Origin of the sequence: Streptomyces sp. 4F14 (assembly GCF_048159485.1) — a bacterium.
Lineage (GTDB): Bacteria > Actinomycetota > Actinomycetes > Streptomycetales > Streptomycetaceae > Streptomyces.
This window is the reverse complement of record NZ_JBLRVY010000033.1, coordinates 95880-122145: the sequence shown is the minus strand read 5'-3', so window position 1 is coordinate 122145 and position 26266 is coordinate 95880. Positions and strand designations below refer to the sequence as shown.

Sequence of the window (26266 nt, the reverse complement as noted above, 5' to 3'; positions counted from 1 at the left end):
GGGTCAGGGACCGGGTGATGGCGGAGACCTTCGCAGAGGCGTGACTTCGGAACAATCGCCGTTCACTTCACCAGGGTTAAGCGGGGCTAAAGTCGACCGCATGCTCAATGTGCGCCGACTGCTGCTGCTCACCGAGGCCGCCGAACGCGGTTCGCTCACCGCCGCCGCGCAGGCCCTCGGCATGACCACCTCCGCCGCCTCCCAGCAGATGTCGCTGCTGGAGCAGGAGGCCGGGCAGCCACTCGTGGAGCGGCTGCCGCGCGGGATCCGGCCCACCCCGGCGGGCGCGGCCCTCGCCGAGCGCGGCCGGGCCATCCGCCGCGAACTCCGGGCCGCCCAGGCCGACCTGGACTCCTTCACCGCCCTCGACCAGGGCACCCTGCGGCTCGGCTCCTTCCCCACGGCGAGCGCGTCCCTGCTGCCGCCGGCCCTCACCCGCTTCCGCCGCCGCCACGCCGGGATCCGGATCGAGGTGCGGGCCGGGGTCCTCGCCCAGCTGCGGGAGATGCTGCACACCGGGGAGGTGGAGCAGGGCCTGCTGTGGGACTACGAGTGGAACCGCCTCGACGATCCGGCGCTCGCCCTCACCCACCTGCTGGACGACCCGACGGTCCTGGTCGTCCCCGCCGACTCGCCCCTGCGCGCGCGTCCCTCCGTACGCCTCACCGACCTCGCCGACCAGGAGTGGATCATCCGCGCCGACAACCACCCCGTCGCCGACGTCCTGCGCCGCGGCTGCCGGCAGGCCGGGTTCGAGCCGCGCATCGCCTACTCCGCGCACGACTACCAGGAGGCGCAGGCCATGGTCGCCGCCGGGCTCGGCATCGCCCTCGCACCCCGCCTGGCCCTCACGAGCCGCCGCAGCGACGTACGCCTCCTGCCGTTCGCCTCCGACGTCCCGGCCCCCACCCGCCGCATCCTCCTGGCCCGCGCGACGGCTCGCCCCGCGACCCCGCCCGCCCAGGCGATGGCCCGCGTCCTGCGCACGGTGGCCCAGCGCTTCACCGCACCGGACGCGCGAGCTCAGTAGACCGACACCCCGTACGCGTTCAGCGCCTCCTGGATCGGCTGGTAGTACGTCGTCCCGCCCGACGTGCAGTCCCCCGAGCCGCCCGAGAGGATGCCGATGACCTTGTCTCCGGCGTAGAGGGGGCCGCCGCTGTCGCCTCCCTCGGCGCAGATGTTCGTCTGGATCAGGCCGGAGACGACGTCGCCGCCGCCGTAGTTGACGGTCGCGTTGAGGCCGGTGACCCGGCCGCAGCGCACGCCGGTGGCGGCGCCCCGGCGGCAGACGCTCTGGCCGACGTAGGGGGTCGTGACGCCGGTGACGTCGACGGCGCCGATCGTGCCGGGGCGGGGGACGGCCGCGTTGGAGTAGCGGACGACGCCGAAGTCGTTGCCGGGGAAGCTGGTGGCGACGGTGGGGCCGATCACCGTGGACCCGGCCGCGTCGGTGTACCAGGTGGACGCGACCTCGGTGCAGTGGCCGGAGGTGACGAAGTAGTACGTCGACCCGCTCTGCACGTTGACCCCAGCCGAGCAGCGCCAGGGGCCCCCGTAGATGCCGTCGCCGCCGGACAGGAGCGTACGCAGCCGGCCGTCCAGCCGCTCGACGGCCGCCGAACTCCCGCCCGCCCGCCGGAGCTTGGCCAGGTCCGCGTCCGTGACCGTGGCGTCGGCGTGGATCCGCAGCGTCCCGGTGGCCGGGTCGGCGAACCAGGCCGTACCGGCGACGTCGAGCGACGCGACCGCCGAGGCAGCGCGGGCCGGCGGGGCGGCGCCGGCGTCCGGCACGCCGAGGGCGGTCACCGCGAACAGGCTCAGCAGCGAGACGAAAAGCCGTGGACGTCGGAGGGGGTGACGCTGGGCTCGGATCACGGGATGCTCCCTGCGGACGGGTAGGTCACCGGGCGTGCCGTGGCGCCCTCAGTGTGCCGGGCCGGGGCGGGGGAGGGTAGGGGGCGGTTCGGCCGAAGGGGGCGGCGCACTCGGGGAGTTCACGCCCCGGCCCTCACGGGACCCGCGCCCGTCACCTCGCGGAGCCCGCGCCCGCCCCGCTACGGAACCCGCGCCCATCCCTTCACGGCGTCCGCGCCCTGCGCACCCGCGTCCCCCCGTCCACCACCAGATCCGCCCCCGTCACCCACCCCGCCTCCTGCGACACCAGCCACAGCACCGCCTTCGCGACGTCCTCGGGCTCCCCGAACCGCCCCAGCGGGAGCCCGCTCGCGGTCTCGCCCTCCCACGCGAAGCGGGCCATCTCCGTGCGGGTCAGCCCGGGTGACACGGAGTTCACTCGGACCCCGGGCCCCAGTTCGCCCGCCAGCTGCTGGGTCAGCCGCAGGAGCGCCGCCTTGCTGACGCTGTACGTCCCGACCCCGGCCCCGACATGGGTCGCCCCCTCCGTGCAGATGTTGACGACCGTGCCGCCGTGCTCGCGCATCCACCCCCGCCAGGCGCACTGCGTGAGGCGCAGCGGTGCCTCGACGTTGACGGCGAAGGCGCGGGCCCAGCGCGCGGGGTCGGCGTTCATGAGGGGGCCCAGGGGCTGGTTGGTGGCGGCGTTGTTGACGAGGACGTCGAGGCGGCCGTACGCGTCGAGGGCCAGGGCGACGAGCCGGGAGGGGAGGGTCGGGTCGGTGAGGTCGCCGGGCAGGCCGACCGAGTCGAGGGAGGCGGCGATGTGGCCGACCTCGGCGGGATCACGGGCCGTGACACACACCCTCACGCCCGACTTGGTGAGCGCGCGGGCGACGGCGAGACCGATACCGCGGGTGGCACCGGTGACGAGGGCCACGGGGGAGGGGGACGGCGTCATCGCCGTACGGTCTCATGACGGAGCGTCAGCCGACAGCCCCTGGAAGGCATCGGGCGCGGAACCGTCAATCGACCGCGCCCAGCGGCGAGTTGCGCCCCGCGACGAGGTGCAGGACCGTCCGCCAGTCCTCCAGCACCCCCGCGTCGAACCCGGCGGAACGCGCCTCCTCGGCGGCGTGCGAGAGGCGCGCGAGGTCGTCGTCGGCGTGGTGCGCGGCCCAGGGGTGGTGCCGCAGCAGCGCGGCGACCCGCGGGCCGAGCAGGGGGCGTACGGCGTCGGCGGCGCGGGCGGCGCGGCCCGCCGGGTCGTTCGGGCACAGCAGCCGGCCGACGGGCTGGACCAGCCCCGCGAGCTGGAGCTCCTTGTCGGCGGGGCGCGTACGGCGCAGCAGGGCGGCGGTCCGCAGCGCGTGGTCGTGCAGATCGGCGCCGCCCGCCTTCCCCGCACCCCTCTCGGCCTCCCGCACGCCCTTGCAGGCGTACAGCAGATCCATCAGCTCCTCCACGCTCCGCAGCTCCATCCGTCGGTCCTCCCGCGAGACAGCCGGTGCGCCGACCAGCCCACCATGGCGACCTTGCGCCCGGACCAACGGCGGCTGAACGACGCGACGAGCCCGGAGGGGTACGCCGAACAGGTGAACCGTCCGGAGCCTCCCGGCGTCAACCGACAAGGGGTGACATCTCCCTGACGTGCCATCGTTACCCCAAATTTTCAGCCCTATCGAGCGGGACCCCGCTCATTTGGTTACCCTGGGGCTCGGCGGGCAGCAGTACAGGGATCCCACCCGAGCCCATCGCCCGCCGTGGGACAGGCCGGTCCACCACGGCCCGCTCTCCCAGGAGTTGCCGGCGCCACCGCGTTCGAGCGGCATTCGAGCAAGACCCGAGGGTTCGTCAGACGCCGGACCGCAGAGTGGCCGGTACGACCCGAGGGTGACCCGACACATAAGGAGTGCGCGGTGACACCGGAGAAGACGAATCGCGAGCAGCGCCCGAAGGAACGCACGGAGCGCTCGGGCCGCCGGCCCGGACAGCTCGGCAGCCTGGACGTGTGGGCCCGTTCCGCCCCGATCCGCCTCGCGGGCTACGAGGACGACCTGGCCGAGCCGCACATCCTCCCCAGCGTCGACTGACCCGACCGCACGGACGGCACGGGCGTGCCCACCGCACGCCTGTGCTGGAGCATCTTTCGGCACTTGCCTAAACCCTTTAGGTAATCCCATAATCCCTTCAGGCATGCTGACGGCTGCGGAAGGGACACGACGATGGCGCGCGCGGGACTCACCCCGGACCGCCTGATCCGCGCGGGCGCGGACCTCGCCGACGAGGCCGGCTTCGAGAACGTCACCCTCTCCGCGCTCGCCCGCCGCTTCGACGTCCGCGTCGCCAGCCTGTACGCGCACGTCAAGAACTCCCACGACCTCAAGACCGGCATCGCGCTGCTCGCCCTGGAAGAACTCGCCGACCGCGCCGCCGACGCCCTCGCGGGCCGCTCCGGCAAGGACGCCCTCACCGCGTTCGCGAACGTCTACCGCGACTACGCCCGCGCCCACCCCGGCCGCTACACCGCCGCCCGCTTCCGCCTCGACCCCGAGACGGCCGCCGCGAGCGCCGGCGTACGGCACTCCCGGATGACCCGCGCGATCCTGCGCGGCTACGACCTCACCGAACCCGACCAGACCCACGCGGTCCGCCTCATCGGCAGCGTCTTCCACGGCTACGTCAGCCTGGAGGAGGCCGGCGGCTTCGCACACAGCGAGCCCGACGCGCAGGAGAGCTGGCTCCGCATCCTCGACGGCCTGGACGCGCTGCTGCGCAACTGGCCGAGCAACGAAGAAGGCTGACCGTGCCGCAGTACGCCACCCCCGTCACCGCCGATCTCATACGCGGCGCCCTCGACCTCGAAGCCACCCCCGAGGGCGGCCTGATCCCGCACCGCCTCCCGCCCCGGGCCCGGGCCCAGAACACCGACCCGCAGCTCGCGGCCGTCGAGGTCCAGCCCTCCGGCGTACGCGTCGCGTTCCGTACCGGCGCGACCGGGATCGAGCTGGAGGTCGTCCCCACGAACCGGGTCTACGCCGGGGCGCCGCCCCGCCCGCCCGCGCTCTACGACCTGCTCGTGGACGGCGAGCTGACGGCGCAGGCCGCCGCGACGGGCGGTCACACGCTCACCGTCGACATGGTCGCGGGCACCACGGAGTTCACCGGGGGCCCGCCCGGAACCGTCCGCTTCGACGGCCTCCCCGCCCGCCCCAAGAACATCGAGATCTGGCTCCCCTACGCCCAGAAGACCGAACTGCGCACCCTGCGCACGGACGCCCCCGTGGAATCCGCCGTCCCCTCCACCCGCCGCCTCTGGCTCCACCACGGCAGCTCGATCAGCCACGGCACGGACGCGGCGAGCCCCACGGCCGTCTGGCCCGCCGTGGCGGCCCGTTCGGCGGACGTCGACCTGCTCAACCTCGGCTTCGGCGGCAGCGCGATGCTCGACCCGTTCACGGCCCGCGCCATCCGCGACACCCCGGCCGACCTCATCACCCTGAAGATCGGCATCAACATCGTCAACGCGGACGCGATGCGCATGCGCGCCTTCGGCCCCGCCGTCCACGGCTTCCTCGACACGATCAGGGACGGCCACCCCGACACCCCGATCCTCGTGATCTCCCCGATCCACTGCCCCATCCACGAGACGACCCCGGGCCCGGGAGCCCTGGACACCGAGGCGTTCACCCAGGGCCGCCTGAAGTTCCTGGCGACGGGAGACCCGGCGGAGGCGGCAAGGGGCCGCCTCACCCTGGTGACGATCAGAGAGGCGCTGGAGCGGATCGTGGGCGAACGGGCGGTGGAGGACGGCACGTTGACATACCTGGATGGCCGGGAGCTGTACGGCCCGGACGACACGGACCTGCCGCTCCCGGACGACCTGCACCCGGACACGCAGACGCACCGCAGGATGGGCGAGCGCTTCGCGGAACGGGTCCTGCGGAAGCAGGGCTGGGCGCGGGCTCGTTAGCCTCCCGTGGACGGAGCCTTCGCCGTGAACCGGAAGTCGGGGACGCGCAGGGGAGGCATGGCCGTACGGGGGAAGTGCATTCCGCACTCGCGGCCCGGCGCCCGCTCGGTGCGGCCCGCCTCGGTGACGCGGGACAGGAGGGAGACGGGCGACTCGGCGAAGCGGAAGTCGTTCACGTACGCGGTGATCTCCCCGTCCTCCACGAGGTGGACGCCGTCCCGGGTCAGACCGGTGAGCGTCAGGGTGCCCGCGTCGGTCGGCCGGATGTACCAGAGGCAGCTGACCAGCAGGGCGCGTCGGGTGGTGCGGACCATGTCGGCCAGGGAGCGGTCGGTGCCGCCGTCCAGGACCAGATTGCCGACCGCCGGGCGGGCCGGGAGGCCCAGGCGTGCCGCGTCGGCGCGGGAGGCCAGCAGCGAGGTGAGGACCCCGTCCCTCATCCAGTGCGTGGCCGACAGCCGCATGCCGTTGTCCGCGGGGTCGGTCCCGGCCTGGACGGCTTCACCGAAGGCGTCCGACGCCGCGCCGTGGGACAGCAGGAACGGGCGGCACTCCAGGCCGGGTTCACGGGGGTCACTGCGCAGGTTCAGCGGCAGGGCGGCGAGGGTGTCCCCGATCCGGGTGCCGCCGCCCGGCCGCGCGAAGACGGTACGGCCCTCGGCGGCGTCCACCGCCCCGCTGGCCCGGTACGCGGCGGTCATCAGGTCGGCCACGGCGACGGGTGAGAGCAGCACCTCGTACCGGCCGGGCGGCAGGTCCCGCGGCGGCAGCGGTTGCCGGACGCGTCCGGTGGCGGCGGCCTCCAGCGCGGGCAGGTCCATGCGGTGGAAGCCGTCCGCGACCGCGCCCGCCCAGGCCGTGCGGGAGCCGTCGGGAGTACGGGCGTAGAGGTCGAGGGTGCTGGTGGCGAGGCGGTGGCGGCTGCGGACGCCGGCCGAGGTGCCCAGCCATGCCGTGCCGGTCCGGTGCTGCGCGAAACCGTGCAGGGCACCGTGGGACCGGTCCCGGGCGCGGACGAACTCCGGTATCAGCGCGGACAGTCGGTCCCGTGCGGGGACGGCCTCGGGGAGTCCGGCGGACTCGAACGCCCCGTCTCCACGGATCGGCTCCGGCGCCGCGCTCTCCCCGGCCCCCGCAGCGTCGGCCGGCTCCTCCGAGGCGCGTACCAGGTCCTCCAGCTCGGGCAGGCCGTCCACGGTCGCGGAGACCGCCGCGCCGCCGCCAGGGCCGGTGCTGATCACCGTGACCCGACGGGTGCTGCTCGCGCCGTTCGCGGTGACCTCGTCACCCGCCCAGCGCAGCCACGCCGCGTCCGTGTCGTCGACGATCACGTCGCAGCGAGCGGCACGGGACAGGGCGAGAGCGCGTTCGACGATCTCCTGCGGGGCCAGTGGGGAGTTCACCGTCGGTTCTCCTCACGGGAGTTGAGGACGTTCACGTGCCGGAAGAGGGCGGCGGGAGTGCCGTGGCCCGCGGGGGCGGGCTGGAGCGGGCGTCCCTTGCCGCAGTGGAAGGCGCCGCACAGGAGGTAGGTCGACGGGCCGCCCACCGCCTCCAGGGAGGACCAGAAGTCCCTGGTGGTCGACTGGTAGGCGACGTCCCTGACCTGCCCGGCGAGGCGTCCGGCGCGGATCCGGTGGAAGCGCTGGCCGGTGAACTGGAAGTTCTCGCGCCGGGTGTCGATGGACCAGGAGCCGTCGCCCACCACGTACAGGCCGTCCCGCACCCGGGAGATCAGCTCCTCGGTGTCCGGTCCCCGGGGGTCGGGCCGCAGGGAGACGTTCGGCATGCGCTGGAGCGGCTCCTGGTCGAAGGCGCCCGCGAACGAGCAGCCGTTGGAGCGCGGCTGCCCGGCGCGCGAGGCGCCCGCGCGGTCCACCTGGAACCCGCTCAGGACACCCGCGCTCACCAGGTCCCAGCGCTGCGCGGCCACCGCCTCCGCGTCGTAGCCGATGGTGGCGAGGCCGTGCGGGGCGGTGCGGTCCGCGGTGACGTGCATGGCGGGCGAACCGTAGCGCAGGGTCCCGACCGCGTCCGGCGAGGCGAACGAGGTGCCCGCGAAGGACGCCTCGTGCCCCAGGGCCCGGTCGAGTTCGGTGGCGTGCCCGACGGTCTCGTGCAGGGTCAGCCACAGGTTCGTGGGGTCGATCACCAGGTCGTACGCGCCCGGCCGCACCGTCGGCGCGGCCGCCTTCTCGGCCAGCAGGGCGGGCAGTTCGGCGAGTTCACGGTCCCAGTCCCAGCCGGTGCCGAGCAGATACTCCCAGCCCCGGCCCGTGGAGGGCGCCGTGCTGCGCAGGCTCACCGGGCCGCCGGCCGGGTCGACGGTATGGGCGGTGAACTCCGGGAGCACCCGCACCCGCTGCTGGAGGATGCGGTTGCCCGCGGTGTCCGCGAGGAACGTGCACTCCCGTACGGCCTGGAGCGCGGCGTCCGTGTGCCGGACCCCCGGGGCCGCGAGGAGCTGGGCACTGTACTCGGCGAGCAGCGCGGTCCGCTCCCGCCGGGGCACCTCGAACGGGTCGGTCTCGTACGCGGAGATCCAGGTCCGCTCCCCGTGCACCGGCTCGGGCGCGAGGTCGATGCGGCGGCCGGTGAGCGGGCGGGCGTCCCGCGCGGCCCGTACCGCCTCGTCGACCGCGCTCACGGCGGCGTCGGCACCGCCCGCGGTGCGTGCCGCGAAGCCGCGGGCCCCCTCGTGCAGGATCCGTACGGAGAAACCGGCGCTCACCGTGTCGGACGCGGCCCCGGGGCGCGCGTCGCGCAGCCGCCAGGACGCGTCGCGTACGTGCTCGGCGCGGAACTCCGCGTGCTGGACGCCGAGTTCGACGGCCCGTTCGAGGGCGGCGTCGGCCGAGCGGCGGTGCTCGGCGTGGGCGAACTGCGGGCTGATCGTGTGGCCCATGCGAGGGCTCTCCTTCAGGGACGGTCAGGCCGTGACGGTGGGTTCGGGGCGGTCCTCGGCATCCGGCTCCGGCGCCCCCCGCTCCGCCGGTACACGCCGTACCGGGCCGGCCATCAGCACCGCCACCGCCAGGGCACAGCCCGTCAGCAGGGCCCACAGCAGGTTCGCGCCGTGGTCGAGGGCGCTGGTGACGAGGAGCGGCGTCAGCGCGTTGGCCAGGCCGATGAACATCTGGTTGAACGCCAGGTAGGAGCCGCGCCGCGCATCCGGGGACAGCGCGGTCAGCAGGGTCAGTACGGCCTGGGAGGCCAGGAGTTCGCCGACCGTGTAGATCACCATGGCGGCGATCAGGGCGACGGTGCGCGGGGCCGGCGCGAGGTGGGACGCGGCGGCGAGGGCGGCGGGCATGGCGATGTGCAGGGCCGCGCCCACCGCGACCAGGACGGCGGGCCGCACCCGCTCCACCCGGTGCGCCACGGGGACCTGGAACACGGCGAGCACCACGGTGTTCAGGGTGAACAGCACACTCGTCGTCCACGCGGGCGCACCGACGTCGCGCACCAGGTGCACGGGCAGCGCCACCTCCACGCTCACCGCGACCATCCACAGCCCCGCGCCCGCCGCGACCACCCCGCAGAACGGGCGGCTGCGCCAGGGCTGAACCTTGTCCGACCGGTCGGTTCCCGGCGTCGCCCCGACCGGGCGGGAGCGGGGCAGCGTGGCGTACAGCAGCCCGGCGAGCGCGATGCACACGGCGTTGCCTGCCCCGACCCCGTGCAGCACCTCCGGTGACGCGGACGCGGTCAGACCCGCCGCGAGCGCGCCGAGCCCGAAACCGGCGTTGAACAGCGCGCGTGACAGCGCCAGCCAGCGTCCCGGCGGCTCCTTCCCGGCCAGCACCTTGGCCAGGGCCGGGGTGGCCGCCTGCTCGGTGCGCATGGTCAGCGCGACGAGCACGCTCAGCACCAGGAACGGCCAGAACGAGTCCACCAGGAGATACCCGGCGAACGCGGACGCCCGCACCACCGTGCTGACCAGGAGCACCTGCCGGGGCCCGAACCGGTCGATCAGCCGCCCGACGTACGGCAGCAGCGGCAGGGCGAGCAGCGCGGCCACCGTGAGGGCGGCCCCGATCCGGGTCAGCGAGGTGCCCAGGACCGACTGGAAGAACAGCAGGGAGAACGGGTAGTAGATGCCCAGGCCCACGGAGTTGACGAACGTGGCGCCCGCGAAGGCGGGCACCCCGGGACCCGTCGGCAGGGCCTCGCGTATGCGCTTCAGCACGGCGCGTCGACGGCGGGTGTCAGCATGACGGCCGCGGTGTCCGCCCAGCGGGCCGCCTCGGCGGGAGTGTCCGCGCGGACCACCACATGACCGAGGACATCGGCGTTGCTGCGCGCCCGGCGCACCTCGCCGCCCACCGCCGCGTAGAGGTCGACGGCGCACACGCCCGGCAGCCGCCGTACCAGGTCCTCGCCCTCGAAGCCGCGCAGCACCCCGTCGTCGGCCGCCGTCAGATAGCGGGACGCGGCGGCCCCGGTGTGTGCCACCACGACCTCGGGCTCCTGCCCGACGTGCAGCCGGACGACCTCGCGCAGCAGGTCGAGGCCGGTGGCCTCACGGATGATCCGGCCGATCTGGGCGCCGCCCATCCGCGCGTTGATCTCCACCAGGCGCGGCCCGTCGGGCGTCACCTTGATCTCCACGTGCGCGGCGCCGAAGTCGTGGCCGATCGCCTTGAGCGCGTCGAGCGCGGCCCCGGTCACCTCGTCGCGTACGGAGTCGGGCAGCTGGGTGGGGAACGTCTCGCCGGTCTCCACGAAGTACGGGTGGACCGTGAGCCCCTTGTCGGTGACCCCGATCACCTGGGGTCCCCCGGCGGTGGTGAGCACCTCCACGCTCAGCTCGTAGCCCGTCAGGTACTCCTCCACCAGCACGCCGCCCGGCTTGGCCATGCCGCGCATGTCGACCGGGGACGCCGTCAGCTCGTCGAAGTGCGCGGCCACCTCGCCGGAGTCGCGGCACAGGCGCACCCCGATGCTCGCGGACTCGGTGAGCGGCTTGACGACACAGGGGAAACCGATCGACGTGGCGGCGGCGACCGCCTCCTCACGGGTCAGCGCGCGGCTGAACCGCGGTGCGGGGACGCCGAGTTCGGCGCAGACCTCGCGGGTGCGCAGCTTGTTGCGGGCGATCCGCGCGGCCTCGGGGTCCAGACCGGGCAGACCGAGCAGGCGGGCGGCCTCGGCGACCACGGGCACGTAGTAGTCGATGACCGCGAGAACCCCGGCGAGGTCGCCCTGCTCGGCGTACGGGCGCAGCGCCTCGGCGACGGAGGCGCTGTCGCGGGTGTCGGCGGCCACGATCGCGTGCACCGTCTCCTCGATGAGGGAGCGCGCGGCCTCGGACGTCGCGTAGCGGCTGAGGTCGTCGGTGACGAGGAGGGGGCGCAGCCCCAGTTCGCGGGCGCGCAGCAGGGGCTGGAGGCCGTACTCGCCGCGTCCGGTCTCGACGACGGCGATCAGGGGCCCGTGGGGACGAGTGTCAGACATGGGTGTTCCTCGAAGGTCGTGCCAGCGGCAGCAGATAGGAGTGCTGGGTCTCGGCCGTGCAGCCCCGGGAGAGCTTGGCCTCCTCACTGCCCAGGCCGTAGTGGATGGCCTCGATCCCGAGCCGGGCCGCGGCCTCGACGGGGTGGTAGTAGAGGGTCTCGAAGTAGAGCGGGAGCCGGTCCTGATAGGCGTAGTCGAAGCCCGCCTGACGCGCGTACCAGTGGGTGCCGAACCGCAGGAGGGTCCCGAAGCCCCGGATGTCGCCGTCGCCGACCGCCAGCACCACCTGGGCGTCGGTGCCGAACGCGGCGATCATCTCGTGCAGCACCTGCTCGGTCTGCCCCGCCGTCCAGGTGTGGCCGTACTTGGCCATCAGCTGCGCCTCCAGCGCGCCGAGCCGGGGCACGAGGGCGGCCTCCAGCGGCTCGACGCGCAGTTCGATGCCGGCCTCCCGGACCCGGCGCCGCTCGGTGAGGATCCGCCGCCGGCGGCGCGCGGACACCAGGGTCAGGTAGTCGTCGAAGCCGCCGGGGCCCACCCGCAGCGAGCTGTAGCGGCCCGACTCGTGGCACAGGTAGCCGCGGTCGCCGAGGATCTGCCGCAGCAGGGTGTCGCCGTCCTCCACAAAGGGGAACGCCACCGACGCCGCGCCCTGTTCGGCGGCGAGCCGTTCGGCCTCGGCGACCAGCGCCTCCACCTCGCCGCGGCCGGTGCCGGCGAGCCTCGGCACCCGGCTGCGCCCCATGTGCCGTCCCCCGCACACGAGGGTGGGCAGCAGGCTCTCGGCGGGGCTCGCGGGCAGCGCGGCGAGGATCTCGGCGGCGCCCGCGCGGCCGTCCTCGGCGGAGGCCCGCAGCATGGTGTCCGGGCGGCCGAGGACCCAGGGCGCGGTGTCGTCGGCCAGCGCGGTGGCGAGCCCGGCGACCGGGCGGCCGCCCTCGTCGGCCAGCAGGTAGGTCATCGGGCAGCCCGCGGTCCGCTCCGCGACGGCCAGCCAGCGCTCGCCGAGGAAGAGGTCCTCGGGCCGCAGCAGCTGCGCCCAGTCGGCGCGGGGCAGGTCCGCGGCCCGGGAGAACGCGCGCACGCCGGTCGGCTCAGCGCTCATGACAGTGCTCCTTGCTCCTGGTGAGCGGCCCCGACGGTGAAGACGCCCGTGGTGCGGGTCAGCGGGTTGGAGCCGTAGTTGACGACGGCGGAGGCGGCGGCGGGGGCGGCCCGCACGTCGGTACCGGCGTAGCCCTGCGGGGTGAGGAACAGGCCCCAGGCCGCGACCCACGGGGAGCGGGCGCCGGTCGCGGCGTCGAGGACAGGCTCGGTGCGGGGCAGGACGCGGCGCTGGACGATCCAGCGGTTGCCCAGCCCGGTGAGGGGGGCGCCGGCGTCGGACATGCGGTCCTGGACCAGGCGTGCCCACCGGTCCGGTTCGCATTCCCAGCCGGGGATCACACCGGTGCCGCCGAAGTCGCGCAGCGGTTTGAGGAGGAGTTCGGCGCGGTGTTCCCGGCAGAAGGACAGCAGGTCGGTGACGGTGTCACCGGGGGTGGGGCCGGGCGTGGGCGGGCCGTCGGCGAGGAGCCGGGTCCACGGGAGCAGCCGGTCGGTGAGGGCACGCTCGGCGTCGGTGAAGGGCGTGGCGGGATCGGAGAGGAGCGCGAGGGCGCCCTTGTTGGAGTAGAGGGAGCTGTCCATGGGCGTCCACAGGACGGCGCGGCCCTCCTCGTGGGCGCGGAAGACCGGTTCGGCACGGTCGGCGAGGGCCGGGTCGGCGCAGAGGTCGTCGACGGTGAAGAAGCGCAGGACGACGTCGACGGGGTCGCCGTCGAGCCGGAGCCGACCGCCCTGCTCGGTCACGGCGTCCAGTTCGCCGAGGGTGAGGGGGAGGCCGAGACTCCGTGTCATCTCGGCGAAGGCGAGCAGCAGATGACCGAAGCCGGCGAGCCCACCAGGGGCGCAGACCAGGCCGATCCGGGGCTCCCGGACCCCACCGGTGAGGGGAAGGGCCGCCTCGCGCAGGGCGGCGGCGACACGTTCCCCGGTGTGGACGTGGCCGAGGCCGTGCTCGGCGGCGAACGACGCGAACGCGGGGTGGGTGAGCAGGGCCCGCTGCATCTGGGAACGGTCGGTGCCGCCCAGGTCGCTGGCTATGTTGAACTCCAGCAGCTTGAAGGCGTCGCCGTCGTGGTAGAGGTCGGCGCGTCCGTACCGGGTGGCCCGGCCGGGGGCGCCGGCGAACCGGGAGATCAGCGCGGCCCGGTCGGGGGCGATGCCCAGAGCGTCGCAGTACCGGGCCGTGTCCCCGCCGAACAGGCGCCCCGGCAGCGAGACGAGGAGCGCGAACAGGTCCTCGACGTCGGCCGCGGCACGGCCCAGCTCCGGGCCGTCCACGAAGAGCGGGCGCGACAGCATGCGCGCGCCCCAGCACTCCTGGAACGCCGGGGGATAGACGGTCTCGTGAACGGCGCCGGCCAGCCGGGGGTCGGACAGGTACGCCTCGGTGACGGCGGCGGCGCCCACCGCCGCCCGGGACGCCGTGTCCGGGAGGGGCGTCACAGCTTCACCGACCGGATGGCCGTGGCCCAGGGCTCGGCCTCCAGGTGGGTGAGGTCGGGGCTGGCGCCGGTGCGGGCGGCGGCCAGCGAGACCAGCCGCTGGAAGGGGACGACGGACACCAGCGGACGGACGAGCGCGGGTACGGAGGCGAAGGGCAGCGCCGCGTCGGGGTCGTCGGCGCAGTGGTGGACGGGGGCGCCCAGGGCGCGCAGCACCCGTTCCAGGTCGGCGGTGCGGCCGGCGTCGGGTCCGGCGGGGCGCAGCAGGAAGCCGGCGGTGGTCGCGGAGAAGACGGCGGGGGTGCCGTGCAGGGCGAACTCGGTGTGCAGGGCCTCGGCCCAGCGGTAGGTGCCCTCCTTGATCTTCAGGGCGGCCTCGGCGGCGGTGACCGCGTCCAGTCCGGTGCCGGTGACCAGGACCGGTCCGGTGGCGTCGGCCAGGGCGTCCACGGCCTGGGGCGCGAGGGGGAGTTCCAGGGTGCGGGACAGGGCCTCGGGGACCTGGGCGAGCGCCTCGGCCAGGTCGGCGCCCTCGTCGCCGAGGGCGGTGGCGACGAGGCGGGCGAGCAGGGTCAGCGCGGTGGTGTAGGAGACCGTGTGGGTGCTGGCCGCCTCCTGGGGGCAGGTGCGCAGGACCGTGCCGGCGGCGGGTTCGGCCGGGCCCTCGCCGGTGATCGCGACCGTGACGGCACCGGCTTCGGCGGCGCGGGCCAGCACGTCGTTGGGGGCGGTCTTGGTGCCCCGGTGACTGACCACCACGACCTGGTCGGCGGCGGTGATGCCTTCGGTGAGGGCCAGGTCGTGGGCGTCGAGGGCGGCGGCCCGCACACGTCCGCCGGTCAGGAGCCGGACCCAGGCGGCGGCGGTCCGGCAGGCGTGCAGGGAGGTGCCGATGCCCGTGAGGACCAGGGGCCGTGCGGGGTCGAGGACCGGGACCGGGGTCTCCAGGAGAGCGGCCACGGCCTCGGGCTGGGAGGCGACATGACGGTCGTAGGCGGCGGATCCGGTGGAGGGCGTGGTCATCGACTGGGCTCCTGTGCGGGGGTGTGGGCGGCGAGCAGGTCGTCGAGCGGCGTGCCGTCGTAGCGGGCGCAGTTGGCGGGGAACGTGCGCTGGAAGATGTCCAGGTCGGTCAGGTGGCCGAGCTTGTAGCCGACCTGGCGCAGGACGCCCTCGTGGCGGTAGCCGGCGCGCAGCACCATGCGGCGGGAGGGCTCGTTGCCGGACGAGATGAACGCGATGACCGTGGACATGCCGGCCTGCTCCGCGAGTTCGGTGAGCCGGACGCACAGGGCCGAGCCGACACCGCGGCCCCGCGCGTCGGGCGCGAGGTAGACCGAGATCTCGGCGCTGGCCAGATAGCCCTTGCGCGAGGCGAACGGACTGAGGGTGCCGTACCCGGCGAGCCGGCCGTCCTGCTCGGCGGCGAGGGCGGGGTAGCGGCCGTGATGGGCCGCCAGCCAGCCGTGCAGGTCGTCGAGCGCCTTGTCTTCATGGTCCATGGTCGCGTCGGTGTGTCGGATGGCGTGATTGAGCGTCGACAGTACCTCAGGAAGATCGGCTTCGGTCAGCGGGCGCAGGACGAGGCCGCTCATCGGGACGCCTCCCCGCCGGCGCGGCGGTAGACACCGACGCCCTCGGAGCTGGGGATCAGCCGCTGGAGGTCGTAATGGGTGTCCAGGTGGCCGTGGAAACGGGCGTACTGGGCCTGGTTGTTGGCGATGCGGCCGGCGAAGTAGCGGTTCTCGGTGAGGTTGCCGAGCAGCATGTTGTGGGCGATCAGCAGGCCGCCCGGGCGCAGGGCGGGGGTGGTGGCCTCCATGATCGGGAAGTAGATCGCCTTGTCGATCAGGTCGGGGTCCGTGCCCTCGGGCGCGTTGTGCGGGGCGGGGCCCTCGGCGTCCAGCACGCACAGGTCGAACGGGGCGAGGGTGCGGCCGTGGGCGATGGCGTCGGTGGTGGCGAACACGACTCCGCCCGCGAGACCGAGGGCGGTGAGGTTGCGTTCGGCCAGGGCCATGGCGCCGGGGTCGATGTCGACCAGGGTGGCGGTGCCGCCCGCCGCTTGGATGCCGGGCAGCGCCCAGACGGCCCAGTACCCGTAGTACGAGCCGGGGAAGACGGTCCGGCGGGGCGCCAGCAGGTGGCAGAGCGCGAAGAGCAGCCGGGCCTCTTCGGGGAAGATGTAGGTGGTGCGGTCCTCGTGCTCGAACTGCCGGGCGACGCGCTCCCGCAGCTCCTCGAACTCGCCTTGCGGATAGTCCGTGGAGGCGATCACGCCGTCCCGCTCCAGCCCTTCCAGCACCTGCGCGACGAACGCGCGCTCGTCCACGGGGAAGCGGGTGGAGAGGTTCAGCTGGTCCTCGTTCAGCCCGGCGTCCTCGGGGCGCAGGCGGCCGGCACCCAGCCAGGCGCAGTACGCGGCGCGGCTCAGCCGGCCGCCGCGGAAGTCCTGGTACTCGGGGACGGTGCGCAGCGCGGCGTCGATGAGGTCGTAGGCGGCTCCCCCGGTTGCACGGGGGGCGTCGGGACGGGCGACGGTGGTCACGCGTGGGCTCCTTCTCTCGGGGTGGTGCCCGGCTGTCGGGCATACGGCGTAGGCTCCGGCGGGACATACCGGCTGCCTTTATTCATGCGGGAGTTGCGAACGATGCCGACGGCCGACCAGACACCGTGCGGGCTGCCCCTGTTCGTCTACGGCAGCCTGTTGTTCGGCGACGTGCAGCGGGCGCTGCTGGGACGGGTTCCCGACAGCCGCCCGGCGGCCGTGGCCGGCTGGCGCAACGCGGCCCTGCGCGACCGTGCCTTCCCCGGCCTGGTGCCTCACACCGGGAGCCGGGTCACCGGCTGCCTGCTGACCGGCCTGGACCCCGCCGAACGTGCCCTGCTGGACACGTACGAGGGCCCGATGTACGAGGCCCGCGCCCTCCCGCTGGAGGACGGCGGCCTCGCCCTGGCCTACGTGTGCGTCGACGCCTCGCTGGTCCTGGCGGACGACTGGGACCGGGAGCACTTCGGACGGGAGCTGCTGCCGGGCTACACGGCGGGCGTGGTCCGCTGGCTCGCGTCCCGTGGGGAGACGCTCACCCGTACCGGATCCGGCGACTGAGGCTGCGGGTAGGGCGTCCGTGTGCGGCGGCGTTCATCGTCACACCAGTTCGTACGTCTCGAAGGCGGCCCGGATCTCGGGGTCGTCCAGCGCGCCGAGCCGTCTGAAGTGCTGGACCGTCTGCTGGGACGCGTCGCGGGCGGACTTGCGGAGCAGGCTCTGCGGGAACACCTCGGCGAGCACCTGTTCGACGGTGTCCCGGTCGAGCCCGTACCCGGTCAGCTCCTCGTGGAGGGCGGGCAGGTCGGGCCGCAGGAAGGCGTCGACCATCAGCGGGGCGAGAGTACCGATCACCCGCCGCTCGGCCGGGTCCGACTGCGCCCACAGCTCCTTGAGGAACAGCGCGAAGTAGGTGTGGTGGCGGCCCTCGTCCATCGCGTGGTCCCGGACCACCTCGCGGACCGTGGGCACCACCCGGGGATCGTCCGGGACCTCGCCGAGCGAGCCCGAGATCAGCGTCTCGGAGACGATCACGAAGACCAGCTCGGCCAGCGTCCGCCACTCGGGGTGCTCCTGCTGGATCATCGCCAGCCGGGTCAGGAAATACGGCTCCGCCGGCAGCCGCGCCGAGATACCCGTACGGGCCTGCGCCTGTCTCATCAGGTCCGCCGAGAACAGCGCGTGGTACGCCTCGTCGCAGTAGATCCGGTAGGCGTCGAACCGCATGTCCGGGTGGAGGTGCAGGCCCACCGTCCCCTGGGCGATACCGAGCGCGGTGCGATTGACGACGATCTGTTCCAGTTTTGTCGTGAAATCCAGGTAACGGTAGAGATGCTGGATCAGTATGTGGCCGAAAAGTTCGGGCCTGAGGTCCGTTATCAGATCGTGGCGAGCCAGGGGAACCAAGTCGGGTGAAAAGAAATACTGCCCTTCGGTTTCACCCGGGAGTTCCCGCCGGGGAGTCGCGCGCACCGAGGCGCGCTTGTCCCAGCCGCGGAATGGGCTGCGATAACTGCCGGCCGGTTCCGGATCGTCCGGGGCCGGGACTTTGGAATCCTTGCCCAGTAGACGCTTGGGGCAGTAGCTGACCGCGCTACAGCCCGTGAAAAGACCGATGATGCCACACACGTATTCCCCCGAGTTTCCCTATTGCTCATAATCATGCAGGGATTGCTTTCAGGGGTCAAGCATCACTATCGAGGTCTCGAATTGTGAGATTTGCGAAAAACGCTTGAATCGGTCATCTCGGGGATTTTCGATAAGGCCGAGATAGGCAGGTCACGGCCCTATGGGAGCTGTTCTCGGCCACGGCCTCAACTCCTCCAGCTGCTCGGCCAGCCTGAGCAATCGGCCCTCGCTCCCCGGCTTGCCGACCAGCTGGATCGCGGTCGGCACCCCCGAGGGATGCGTCCCCAGCGGCACGGCCATCGCGGGCCACCCCGTCAGATTCCAGGCCGGCGTGAACGGCGAATAGCTGGAATCGACGAGAAGATTGCGCACCCACCCCCGCTCGTGCCAGGCGGCGGCCTTCGGCGCGCGCCGGGCCAGCGCGGGCGTCACCAGCACGTCGTACTCCGCGAAGAACGGCTCGAACCGCCCCCGCAGCTTCTCCCGGGCCACCCCCTTGCGGACGCCCCCGAGGAACCGCCGCCCCACAGCGGCGTGCACCCGGGTGCGCCGCGCCAGCAGCCGGGGATCGAGGGGCTGCGCGTCGACGGCGGTCCCGGCGGTCCAGTACGCCAGCGAGGTCGTCGCCAGCGACACCGGATACGGCGGATCGGCACGCCGCACCCGGTGCCCGGCCCCGCTCAGCGCCCGCGCGGCCTCCCGCGCCGCGACGACGTACGGCTCGCTGACCGGCGTACCGGCGACGGGGCTGCGCACGGACACGGCGATCCGCAGGAAACCGGGCGTCTCGGGCCGTGCGACCTCCGCGTCGGCGAGGACGGACAGCATCAGCCGGGCGTCGCCGACGGTCGTCGCGAGGGGCCCGTTCTCGGAGAGCCCGAACCAGTCGCCGTCGCCGATCCCGGCCGGCACGAGCCCGTGACCGGGCTTGATGGTGACCAGCCCGCAGTTGGCGGCCGGGATCCGCAGGGAGCCCATGCCGTCGTTGCCCAGGGCGATCGGCACCATCCCGGCGGCGACGGCGGCGGCGCTCCCGCCGGAGGACCCGCCGGCGCTGCGGGCGGGGTCCCAGGGGTTGCGGGAGGTCCCGTGCACGCCCTCGGTCGTCCCGAAGACGCACAGCTCGGGCACGTTGGTCAGCCCGACGACGACCGCCCCGGCGGCCCGCAGCCGGGCGACGGTGACATGGTCCTCGGCGGACGGCGTGTCGGGCGTCGCGGCGGACCCGACCCGCATCGACTCGCCGCGCACCGCGAGATTGTCCTTGACGGCCAACGGCACCCCGGCGAGAGGGAGTTCACCGAGATCGCCGCGCGCCGCCAGCTCGTGCGCCTCGGCGAGCGCGGCCTCCTTGCGCACGACGCGGAACGCCCCGATCCGCCCGTCCAGCTCCTCGATCCGCGCCAGGTGTTCGGCGACGACCTCGCGCGGGGTGGCCCGCTTCTCGCGTACGGCGGCGGCGATCTCTGCGGCGGTCCGGCCGACCCAGCTGGTCACGGGCGCTCCTCGGGGTGCGTGGTGTGGGAGAACTCTGCCCCGGGTGGCGCGCGCACGTCGAGATCCCTTCGGGTGAGTCACCGTCCCATCCGATCACTCGGCCACCATCGGCCCCATTGACAGTCAACTCCCGCGGCCCGACCATTCCATACATCCGATGACTTGGGGGCCTTGAATGCGGGCTTGTCGTCAGATCCTCGGTGCCGCGACCGCGGCCCTCCTTCTCTTCGCGGCGCCGATCCCGGCGAGCGCGGCCACCGCCGCACAACCACCGGTCACCGTGCCCGCGCTCACCAACTGGACGCCGGAGGCCGGGAGTTACACCTACGCCGCCACCACCCGCCTGATCGCCGACACTCCGGCCGAGCAGCGCGTCGCCACCGTCCTCGCCGACGACCTGCGCGACGCCGGACACGGCACCGTCCCGGTCGTGACCGGCACCGCACACCCCGGGGACGTCGTGATCGACGTCGACCCGGCGCGTACGGCCCTCGGCGCCGAGGGCTACGAACTGCGCTCCGGCGACACCCTCGCGGTCACCGGCGCCACCGAGACCGGCGCCTTCTACGGCACCCGCACGATCCTCCAACTCCTCGCACAGGGCGACCAGTTGCCCGGCGGCAGGACCGTCGACACGCCCCGCTACCCGGAGCGCGGGGTCGGCGTCTGCGCCTGCTACATCCACATCACGCTGCCCTGGCTGGAGAACCTCGTCCGGGAGATGAGCTACCACAAGCTCAACCAACTCCTCCTGGAACTCAAGGTGAAGAGCGACGCCCACCCCGAGGCGAACACCTGGGGCTACTACACGAAGGACGAGATCCGCCGCCTGGTCGCCCTCGGCGAGCGCTACCACGTCGAGATCGTCCCGGAGATCAACTCCCCGGGCCACATGGACCCGTGGATCGAGAACCGCCCCGACCTCCAGCTCACCGACTCCGGCGGAGCCAAACAGCCCAGCCGCCTCGACGTCACCCAGCAGGCCGCGTTCACCTACTACGCGAGCCTTATCGACGAGTACGCCGAGGTCTTCCCGTCCCGCGCCTGGCACATGGGCGCCGACGAGTACATGCTCGGCTCCGACTTCGCCAGGTACCCGCAGATCCTCAGCTACGCCCGCCAGAAGTACGGCGCGAACGCCACGCCGCAGGACGCCTTCGTCGACTTCGTCAACCGCGTCCAGGCGTACGCCGCGGCCAAGGGCAAGCGGCTCCGCATCTGGAACGACGGCCTCACCGGCGCCAACACCGTCCCGGTCGCCCCCGGCACGACGGTCGAGCACTGGCTCAACGTCGCCGTGAAACCCAGCCAACTCATCGCGCAGGGCTACCCGTTGATGAACGCCGCCTACGCCCTCTACCTGATCCGGGGCGGCTTCCACTCCGACACCGCCGGGCTCTACGACCAGAGTTGGGACCCGCGCAGCTTCGAGGGCGAGAAGGTCGCCTCCAGCACGGGCATCGTGGGCGCGAAGATCAGCCTCTGGCCCGACAACGGACGCGGCGAGACGGAGAACGAGGTCGCCGACCGCCTCTGGCCCGCACTGCGCCACATCGCCCAGGCCACCTGGGGCGACCCCCACCCCGACGCCACCTACGCCCAGTTCACCGCACGCGGCACAGCGGTCGGGCACGCCCCCGGCTGGCGTGACCTCACACGCGTACCGGTCGCGAACGGCCGCTACACGCTGGGCTCGGCCGGCCGGCCCTACGGCACCTACGACCTGGCCCGCACCGCCGACGGATACGTCACCCTGCGGGCCTCCGACGGCTGCCTCGACATCCGGGGCGGCAAGCTCACCCTCAACACCCCGCTCCAGCCCGGCGTCGTGGCCACCCGCGCGGCCTGCGACGCCACAAGTACCGTCCAGCGCTGGGAGATTCAGCCCGTCCCCGGCGGCTTCCTGCTGGTCAACGCGATCACCCGGATGGCGATGAGCGCGACCTCCGACGGGCGGCTCGCGCAGTACCCGCCGGACCAACGCCCGCCCACCGTATGGCAGTTGAGCTGAGGAGAGCCGATGCCTGTCTCACGTCGTGTGTTCGTCGCGTCGGCCGTCGCGGTCGTGGCGGCGGGGGTGCCGTCGGGGGCGAACGCGCTGCCCGGGAGCCCGCCTCCCGTCCGCGCCGACCTCTCCCGCATCCCCGTCCTGCCCACCGACACCGAGGCCGACCTCGTCCGCAAGGCGTCCGGGCTCCGGCCCACCGCACGGCAGATCGCCTGGCAGAGCCTGGAGCGGACCGCGTTCCTGCACTTCGGGGTGAACACGTTCACCGGCCTGGAGTGGGGGACCGGGGACGAGGACCCGGACGTCTTCCAGCCCACCCGCCTCGACACCGACCAGTGGGCGAGAGCGCTCAGGGACGGCGGCTTCAAGCTCGCCATCCTCACCGTCAAGCACCACGACGGCTTCGTTCTCTACCCGTCCCGCTACACGAACCACACGGTCGCGTCCAGCAGTTGGCAGAGCGGCCGGGGTGACGTCCTGCGCTCCTTCGCCGACTCCATGCGCCGCCACGGCCTCAAGGTCGGCGTCTACCTCTCGCCCGCCGACGAGAACCAGTACCTCCACGGCGTCTACGCCAACGGCAGTGCCCGCACCCCGCGCACGATCCCGACCCTCACGGCCGCCGACGACCGCACACCCGCGCGTTTCTGGACGCTCGACGCCACCGATTACGGCGCCCACATGCTCAACACCCTCTACGAAGTGCTCACCGAGTACGGTCCCGTCGACGAGGTGTGGTTCGACGGCGCGCAGGGCCACATCCCGCCCGACAAGGTCGAGAGCTACGACTGGGACAGCTGGTACACCCTGGTCCGCGACCTCGCCCCCGAGGCGACGATCGCCGTCACCGGCCCCGATGTCCGCTGGGTCGGCAACGAGGCGGGGCTCGCCCGCGAGGACGAGTGGAACGTGATCCCCGTCAAGGAGAACCAGTACGGCCGCACCGACTGGGCCCTCTCCTACGACACCGCCGACCAGGGCAGCCGGGGAGCGCTCGTGCGGGCCCGCCCGAACACCGACTTCCTCCAGTGGTGGCCGGCCGAGTGCGACGTATCCATCCGCGACGGCTGGTTCTACCACGCCAGCCAGCAGCCGAAGTCCGTCGCCGCCCTCACGGAGATCTGGTTCGGTTCCGTGGGCCGGGGCGCGGTGCTCCTGCTGAACGTCCCGCCGGACACCGAAGGGCTCCTGCACGCGTCCGACGTCACCCGGCTGCGGGAGTTCCGGGAGCGGATCGAGCGTGAACTCCCCTACGACCTGGCCCTGGACGGGCGTACGACGGCCGGGGTGAACCAGGTCGCCGTCGAGCTGCCCGCCGACACCGACGTCAACCGGATCCGCCTCGCCGAGGACATCAGGGAGGGGCAGCAGGTCGAGGCGTTCGTCGTCGAGGCGCTGCGCGGGGGCGTGTGGACGCAGGTCGCGCGGGCCGGGACCATGGGAGCGAGCCGTATCCTCAGGCTGTCCGCTCCGGTGCGGGCGCGGCAGTGGCGGGTCCGGGTGACGGGGGCACGGGTCCCGGCGGTACGGATCGCCGAGTTCCGGCTGTACCGGTCGGCGGTGTGAGCTGAGCCGAGGGAGGCCCCGTGGGTGAGGTGCGTGTGTCGGCGCGGGACTCCCGGGCCCGGGTGCGGGCCGGGGACGACCTCGTCGTCGAACTCCCCGAGAACCCGACGACCGGCTTCCGCTGGGAGGTCAGGGGCATCGAGGGCCTGGAGCTGACCGGGGACGACTACACCCCGGCCCCGGCCCCGGCCCCGACCGGGCTGGTCGGGGCCGGGGGGACCCGCGTCCTGCGGCTGCGCGCGCGGGAGGCGGGGGAGGGACGCCTTGAGCTGGTGTACCGGCGGTCCTGGGAGGCGGAGGGGGAGAACGCGGGGGAGTACTTCCTTCAGGTCGCCGTGGTGTGAGGTACTCGTCCCCGGGCCCCCTACCAGAGGTAGATCTCGTGCACCATCCCGTCCGCCTCCTCGCGGAACGAGATCGCGTGGTTGGTCTGGCGGGCCTGGGACGCCAAGGTCGTCAGGGCGGTGAACGCCCAGTCCGTGGCGTTGTAGATCTTCTTCCAGCCGCCTCCCTTGACGCGGAAGAAGGCGTTACGGGTCTGGTTGGCGCACCACAGGCCGTCGACGGTGACGTTCTGCGTCCAGGTCCCGGTGATCCCCGTGCCGGCCTGCGCCGCCGCGAGCACCCCGGCTGAGGTGAGGGTCGGCCGCGCTTCCCCGGCCGGGGTCAGCTCGAACCGCTGGACCATGGCGTCCCCGGCGGGCTTCCCGGCCCCGGCGAGGGCGAGGTTCTGGCCGACGTCGACGCCGGGCGGGAGCAGGGCGGGCCGGCCGGCCTCGTCCTGGGCGGCCGAGGAGCGGACCTCCTGGCCGGCGGGCGCCTGCGTGGGCTGCGCGTCCTGTCGCTGTGGGCTCATCGTCGTACCCTCCTTCTCCTGTCGCGCCCGGCTCACCAGGCGTAGATCTGCTGGACGGTGCCGCTGTCCTCGTAGAGGCCGACCTTGGCGCCGTTCGCCTTGGACGCGGCGAGTTCCGCGAGCATCGCCGCGTCGGTGGCGCCCACGGAGCCGTTGAGGCTGAGCCAGCCGCGCAGTTCGCCGTACGCCCACACGTTCGCGTCGGCCTCGTTGCTCCACAGCGCGAGGATGCGCTGGTCGGGCAGCCAGTCGCGGATGACGGTGCCGAGGTAGCCGAGGTTGTGCCAGGACTCGATGGAGCACTCGCCGTACCCGATGCGGAAGAAGCCCTGCTCGCCCCAGCCGGGGCCCCAGCTGTTCTTGGCGATCCAGCACTGCTGGGCGTCGTCGTAGCCGACGAGGGTGACGCAGTGGCCGCCGGCCAGCCCACCGGTCCGGTGGCGGTAGACGCCGCCCCCGTACGAGTAGAAGTCCTGGTAGACGAAGAAGCAGGCGACGACCGAGCCGTAGGTCGAGATCAGCTCCTTCATCGTCGCCGGGTTGTTCGCCTGCTGCCAGGAGCGGGCCTTGACGAGCCGGTTGGGCCAGTCCGCGTTGAGCTTCGAGCAGTCCTGGTCGCCAGCCCGGTACGGGAAGTACGCCTCGATGGTGACGCCCGAGTCGCGCGCCTTGTCGGCGAGGGGCTCCGGCAGCCAGCCCGAGGCGCAGGTGGCGCCCGCCGCACGGCCGTAGCAGTAGTACGCCTGCGCCTCGGAGAGGTCGACGTCGAGGTTCGGGGTGCGGTTGACGTACCGGGTGACGTGCTCCAGCGTCGCGACGGACCCGAAGGCGACGCAGGAACCGCAGCCGCCCTGGTCCTTCACCCGCGTCGTGTAGTTGACGCCGCCGATGTTGCGCAGGTCGAAGGCGCTGGGGGCGCCGACCGAGTCGGCGGTCGCGGCGAGGGCCGCGGCCCGGTCGCTCTGCCGGGCGCTCTCGTGCGCGGCGACCTCGTGCTCCTGGACGGGGACACCGAGGCGCAGCACCCGCTGGTCCTCGGTGAGGGTGGTCATGCTGGTGACGGCCATGCGCCACGGGTTGCCCGCGCCGTCGAGGACCGACCGGAGGTGGTCGAGGTCGAGCGGGTCGTTGACAGGCATGGTGGAGCCTCCTCGCTGCTTCTGCTGCGGGACGACGAGCCGGGCAGCGCGAAGCGGCGTACGGGGCCGCCTCGGTGACGGTTCGTCGGAATGTCGTGCCGGAAGGACCGGAAGGAGGGGCGGGCACGTGCGCCTCGGTGAAGCGACGACTTGCGAAGCGGTGACTCGCGGGTCGCCGGCTCGCGGGTCGCTGGTTTGCGGGTCGCCGGTTTGCGGGTCGATGGGAAGCTAAGCAGAGAACACAAAGGGCGGGAATACGACGGAATGCGGAGCCGGGAACGGGGTACTCGGGCGCCCGCGTTGTGGAGTGCCAACCCCCGTTCAGGGCAACCGCTTTCGGAAACCGGCCTGCCAAATCCCCGGCCCGCGAGGTCGTTTCCTCAGGCCCCCAACTGCGCCCGCAGCCACTCCTCGACCTCACCCACGTGCGCGGCGGCAGCCGCCCGCGCCGCCTCCGGGTCCCGCGCCTTCAACGCCCGGTGGATCGCGGCGTGTTCACGCCGGGTGCGGTCGAAGGCGCCCTCCTCCTCGTAGCCCCGCCACACGCGCGCGCGGAACGTCCGCGAGGACAGGCCCTCCAGGATCGCCGCCATCGTCTCGTTCCCGGCGGCCACCGCGATGGCCCGGTGGAAGGCGAGGTCGTGCGCGAGGATCACCTCGGGGTCGTCGGTCGCGTTCATCGCCGCCAAGTGCTCCTCCACCTCGGCGAGTTGGACGTCCGTGATACGCGCGGCGGCCAGCGCGGTCGCCGTCGACTCCAACACCCGCCGCACTTCGAGGAGTTCCACCAGCCGCGCCCCCCGCGACAGGTCGGCGACGACACCGAACGTCTCCAGCAGGTCCCCGGCGTCGAGCGCGGTGACGTAGATCCCCGACCCGTGCCGCGCCTCAAGCACCCCGAGGACGGTGAGCGCCCGGATCGCCTCCCGCATCGAGCTGCGGGACATTCCGAGCTGCGCGGCGAGGTCCCGCTCGGTCGGCAGCCGCTGGCCCGGCTCCAGGAGCCCTTCCGCGATCATCGCCTTGATCCGCTCGATGGCGCGCTGCGTCACCGTGCCCTGCCGTGGGGCGGTCCCCGTGTCGTCCACCGTCGTCCTCCTGAAGCCGTGCGGGGAGTCTAGCGAGCGAAGTGGTCCGACCACTTGGTGAGAAAATCCGGCCCGAACCCCGCCAAGGGGTGTTCGGAA

At 73.2% G+C, this 26266-nt stretch carries 25 protein-coding genes; 8 read left to right on the top strand and 17 right to left on the bottom strand.

The genetic code is table 11. From position 1 onward, the window contains the following. Window positions 1-100 precede the first annotated feature (100 nt). Window positions 101-1030: a LysR family transcriptional regulator gene (locus ACLZOT_RS40790; RefSeq protein ID WP_416974253.1), complete on the top strand. Its 930-nt coding sequence runs from the start codon at window positions 101-103 to the stop codon at window positions 1028-1030. On the opposite strand, the gene ACLZOT_RS40785 is transcribed toward ACLZOT_RS40790, so the two are convergent. The 3 genes from ACLZOT_RS40785 to ACLZOT_RS40775 form a co-directional block, all read right to left on the bottom strand. Then, window positions 1024-1875, bottom strand: coding sequence for a S1 family peptidase (locus ACLZOT_RS40785; protein ID WP_416974266.1), 852 nt, complete (start codon window positions 1873-1875; stop codon window positions 1024-1026). The two genes, ACLZOT_RS40790 and ACLZOT_RS40785, sit on opposite strands and share 7 nt — an antisense overlap. Window positions 1876-2080: 205 nt before the next feature. After that, complete coding sequence (locus ACLZOT_RS40780; RefSeq protein WP_416974252.1) at window positions 2081-2818, bottom strand: SDR family oxidoreductase; 738 nt, start codon at window positions 2816-2818, stop codon at window positions 2081-2083. 64 nt (window positions 2819-2882) lie between these two features. Continuing rightward, window positions 2883-3338 carry a hypothetical protein gene (locus ACLZOT_RS40775; RefSeq protein WP_416974251.1) on the bottom strand — a complete coding sequence of 152 codons (456 nt, stop codon included), beginning with the start codon at window positions 3336-3338 and terminating at the stop codon, window positions 2883-2885. Between the two features lie 438 nt (window positions 3339-3776). Here ACLZOT_RS40775 and ACLZOT_RS40770 point away from each other — a divergent pair, with 438 nt between their 5' ends. The 3 genes from ACLZOT_RS40770 (at window position 3777) to ACLZOT_RS40760 (ending at window position 5830) form a co-directional block, all read left to right on the top strand. Beyond that, window positions 3777-3950, top strand: coding sequence for a hypothetical protein (locus ACLZOT_RS40770; protein WP_416974250.1), 174 nt, complete (start codon window positions 3777-3779; stop codon window positions 3948-3950). 132 nt (window positions 3951-4082) lie between these two features. Continuing rightward, the gene (locus ACLZOT_RS40765; RefSeq protein WP_416974249.1) at window positions 4083-4661 is read left to right on the top strand and encodes a TetR/AcrR family transcriptional regulator; all 579 of its coding nucleotides are present in this window, start codon (window positions 4083-4085) and stop codon (window positions 4659-4661) included. A gap of 2 nt (window positions 4662-4663) precedes the next feature. Continuing rightward, a complete protein-coding gene (locus ACLZOT_RS40760; protein ID WP_416974248.1) occupies window positions 4664-5830 on the top strand; it encodes an SGNH/GDSL hydrolase family protein in 1167 nt (388 codons plus the stop codon). Here ACLZOT_RS40760 and ACLZOT_RS40755 read toward each other — a convergent pair. From ACLZOT_RS40755 to ACLZOT_RS40715, 9 genes are read right to left on the bottom strand one after another with little or no spacing between them, the layout of a single operon-like run. Then, on the bottom strand, window positions 5827-7233 hold the full coding sequence (locus ACLZOT_RS40755) for a metallopeptidase TldD-related protein (protein WP_416974247.1): 1407 nt from the start codon (window positions 7231-7233) through the stop codon (window positions 5827-5829). The two genes, ACLZOT_RS40760 and ACLZOT_RS40755, sit on opposite strands and share 4 nt — an antisense overlap. Beyond that, entirely contained in the window at window positions 7230-8735 is a 1506-nt protein-coding gene (locus tag ACLZOT_RS40750; RefSeq protein WP_416974246.1) for a TldD/PmbA family protein, read from the bottom strand. Before ACLZOT_RS40750 ends, ACLZOT_RS40755 begins: the two co-directional genes overlap by 4 nt. A 24-nt stretch (window positions 8736-8759) precedes the next feature. Then, on the bottom strand, window positions 8760-10019 hold the full coding sequence (locus ACLZOT_RS40745) for an MFS transporter (protein WP_416974245.1): 1260 nt from the start codon (window positions 10017-10019) through the stop codon (window positions 8760-8762). Further along, entirely contained in the window at window positions 10013-11287 is a 1275-nt protein-coding gene (locus ACLZOT_RS40740) for an ATP-grasp domain-containing protein (RefSeq protein WP_416974244.1), read from the bottom strand. The genes ACLZOT_RS40745 and ACLZOT_RS40740 overlap by 7 nt, the downstream gene beginning before the upstream one ends. Continuing rightward, on the bottom strand, window positions 11280-12392 hold the full coding sequence (locus ACLZOT_RS40735) for a GNAT family N-acetyltransferase (RefSeq protein WP_416974243.1): 1113 nt from the start codon (window positions 12390-12392) through the stop codon (window positions 11280-11282). The genes ACLZOT_RS40740 and ACLZOT_RS40735 overlap by 8 nt, the downstream gene beginning before the upstream one ends. Next, the gene (locus ACLZOT_RS40730) at window positions 12389-13837 is read right to left on the bottom strand and encodes a hypothetical protein (RefSeq protein WP_416974242.1); all 1449 of its coding nucleotides are present in this window, start codon (window positions 13835-13837) and stop codon (window positions 12389-12391) included. The genes ACLZOT_RS40735 and ACLZOT_RS40730 overlap by 4 nt, the downstream gene beginning before the upstream one ends. After that, window positions 13834-14859, bottom strand: a complete 1026-nt coding sequence (locus ACLZOT_RS40725; RefSeq protein WP_416974241.1) for an SIS domain-containing protein — start codon at window positions 14857-14859, stop codon at window positions 13834-13836. The genes ACLZOT_RS40730 and ACLZOT_RS40725 overlap by 4 nt, the downstream gene beginning before the upstream one ends. Beyond that, window positions 14856-15431: a GNAT family N-acetyltransferase gene (locus tag ACLZOT_RS40720; RefSeq protein WP_416974240.1), complete on the bottom strand. Its 576-nt coding sequence runs from the start codon at window positions 15429-15431 to the stop codon at window positions 14856-14858. Before ACLZOT_RS40720 ends, ACLZOT_RS40725 begins: the two co-directional genes overlap by 4 nt. Continuing rightward, window positions 15428-16384 (bottom strand): O-methyltransferase, encoded by a 957-nt coding sequence (locus ACLZOT_RS40715; RefSeq protein WP_416974239.1) that lies wholly within the window; start codon window positions 16382-16384, stop codon window positions 15428-15430. Before ACLZOT_RS40715 ends, ACLZOT_RS40720 begins: the two co-directional genes overlap by 4 nt. 84 nt (window positions 16385-16468) lie before the next feature. Here ACLZOT_RS40715 and ACLZOT_RS40710 point away from each other — a divergent pair, with 84 nt between their 5' ends. Then, window positions 16469-16945, top strand: a complete 477-nt coding sequence (locus ACLZOT_RS40710) for a gamma-glutamylcyclotransferase family protein (protein WP_416974238.1) — start codon at window positions 16469-16471, stop codon at window positions 16943-16945. A gap of 39 nt (window positions 16946-16984) precedes the next feature. Here ACLZOT_RS40710 and ACLZOT_RS40705 read toward each other — a convergent pair whose 3' ends face one another. Next, complete coding sequence (locus tag ACLZOT_RS40705; RefSeq protein WP_416974237.1) at window positions 16985-17857, bottom strand: diiron oxygenase; 873 nt, start codon at window positions 17855-17857, stop codon at window positions 16985-16987. Between the two features lie 306 nt (window positions 17858-18163). Beyond that, window positions 18164-19510 (bottom strand): amidase, encoded by a 1347-nt coding sequence (locus ACLZOT_RS40700; protein WP_416974236.1) that lies wholly within the window; start codon window positions 19508-19510, stop codon window positions 18164-18166. A 175-nt stretch (window positions 19511-19685) separates the two neighbouring features. Between ACLZOT_RS40700 and ACLZOT_RS40695 the strand changes: the two genes are divergently transcribed. From ACLZOT_RS40695 to ACLZOT_RS40685, 3 genes are read left to right on the top strand one after another with little or no spacing between them, the layout of a single operon-like run. Next, window positions 19686-21521: a family 20 glycosylhydrolase gene (locus ACLZOT_RS40695; protein WP_416974235.1), complete on the top strand. Its 1836-nt coding sequence runs from the start codon at window positions 19686-19688 to the stop codon at window positions 21519-21521. A 9-nt stretch (window positions 21522-21530) separates the two neighbouring features. Then, a complete protein-coding gene (locus ACLZOT_RS40690; RefSeq protein ID WP_416974234.1) occupies window positions 21531-23084 on the top strand; it encodes an alpha-L-fucosidase in 1554 nt (517 codons plus the stop codon). Between the two features lie 20 nt (window positions 23085-23104). Next, window positions 23105-23428 carry a protease inhibitor I42 family protein gene (locus ACLZOT_RS40685; protein WP_416974233.1) on the top strand — a complete coding sequence of 108 codons (324 nt, stop codon included), beginning with the start codon at window positions 23105-23107 and terminating at the stop codon, window positions 23426-23428. 20 nt (window positions 23429-23448) lie between these two features. Here ACLZOT_RS40685 and ACLZOT_RS40680 read toward each other — a convergent pair whose 3' ends face one another. The 3 genes from ACLZOT_RS40680 to ACLZOT_RS40670 form a co-directional block, all read right to left on the bottom strand. Then, complete coding sequence (locus tag ACLZOT_RS40680) at window positions 23449-23940, bottom strand: hypothetical protein (protein ID WP_416974232.1); 492 nt, start codon at window positions 23938-23940, stop codon at window positions 23449-23451. A gap of 32 nt (window positions 23941-23972) precedes the next feature. After that, entirely contained in the window at window positions 23973-25079 is a 1107-nt protein-coding gene (locus ACLZOT_RS40675) for a C1 family peptidase (RefSeq protein WP_416974231.1), read from the bottom strand. 380 nt (window positions 25080-25459) lie between these two features. Beyond that, window positions 25460-26167 (bottom strand): FadR/GntR family transcriptional regulator, encoded by a 708-nt coding sequence (locus tag ACLZOT_RS40670; protein ID WP_416974230.1) that lies wholly within the window; start codon window positions 26165-26167, stop codon window positions 25460-25462. Between the last annotated feature and the right edge of the window lie 99 nt (window positions 26168-26266).

Excerpts from the sequence above, each read along its gene's own strand:
- ACLZOT_RS40780 (WP_416974252.1), bottom strand. The coding sequence starts at position 2,818 with ATGACGCCGTCCCCCTCCCCCGTGGCCCTCGTCACCGGTGCCACCCGC.
- ACLZOT_RS40735 (WP_416974243.1), bottom strand. The coding sequence starts at position 12,392 with ATGAGCGCTGAGCCGACCGGCGTGCGCGCGTTCTCCCGGGCCGCGGAC.
- ACLZOT_RS40680 (WP_416974232.1), bottom strand. The coding sequence starts at position 23,940 with ATGAGCCCACAGCGACAGGACGCGCAGCCCACGCAGGCGCCCGCCGGC.
- ACLZOT_RS40725 (WP_416974241.1), bottom strand. The coding sequence starts at position 14,859 with ATGACCACGCCCTCCACCGGATCCGCCGCCTACGACCGTCATGTCGCC.
- ACLZOT_RS40765 (WP_416974249.1), top strand. The coding sequence starts at position 4,083 with ATGGCGCGCGCGGGACTCACCCCGGACCGCCTGATCCGCGCGGGCGCG.
- ACLZOT_RS40740 (WP_416974244.1), bottom strand. The coding sequence starts at position 11,287 with ATGTCTGACACTCGTCCCCACGGGCCCCTGATCGCCGTCGTCGAGACC.
- ACLZOT_RS40695 (WP_416974235.1), top strand. The coding sequence starts at position 19,686 with ATGCGGGCTTGTCGTCAGATCCTCGGTGCCGCGACCGCGGCCCTCCTT.
- ACLZOT_RS40790 (WP_416974253.1), top strand. The coding sequence starts at position 101 with ATGCTCAATGTGCGCCGACTGCTGCTGCTCACCGAGGCCGCCGAACGC.
- ACLZOT_RS40750 (WP_416974246.1), bottom strand. The coding sequence starts at position 8,735 with ATGGGCCACACGATCAGCCCGCAGTTCGCCCACGCCGAGCACCGCCGC.
- ACLZOT_RS40710 (WP_416974238.1), top strand. The coding sequence starts at position 16,469 with ATGCGGGAGTTGCGAACGATGCCGACGGCCGACCAGACACCGTGCGGG.
- ACLZOT_RS40675 (WP_416974231.1), bottom strand. The coding sequence starts at position 25,079 with ATGCCTGTCAACGACCCGCTCGACCTCGACCACCTCCGGTCGGTCCTC.
- ACLZOT_RS40775 (WP_416974251.1), bottom strand. The coding sequence starts at position 3,338 with ATGGAGCTGCGGAGCGTGGAGGAGCTGATGGATCTGCTGTACGCCTGC.
- ACLZOT_RS40720 (WP_416974240.1), bottom strand. The coding sequence starts at position 15,431 with ATGAGCGGCCTCGTCCTGCGCCCGCTGACCGAAGCCGATCTTCCTGAG.
- ACLZOT_RS40690 (WP_416974234.1), top strand. The coding sequence starts at position 21,531 with ATGCCTGTCTCACGTCGTGTGTTCGTCGCGTCGGCCGTCGCGGTCGTG.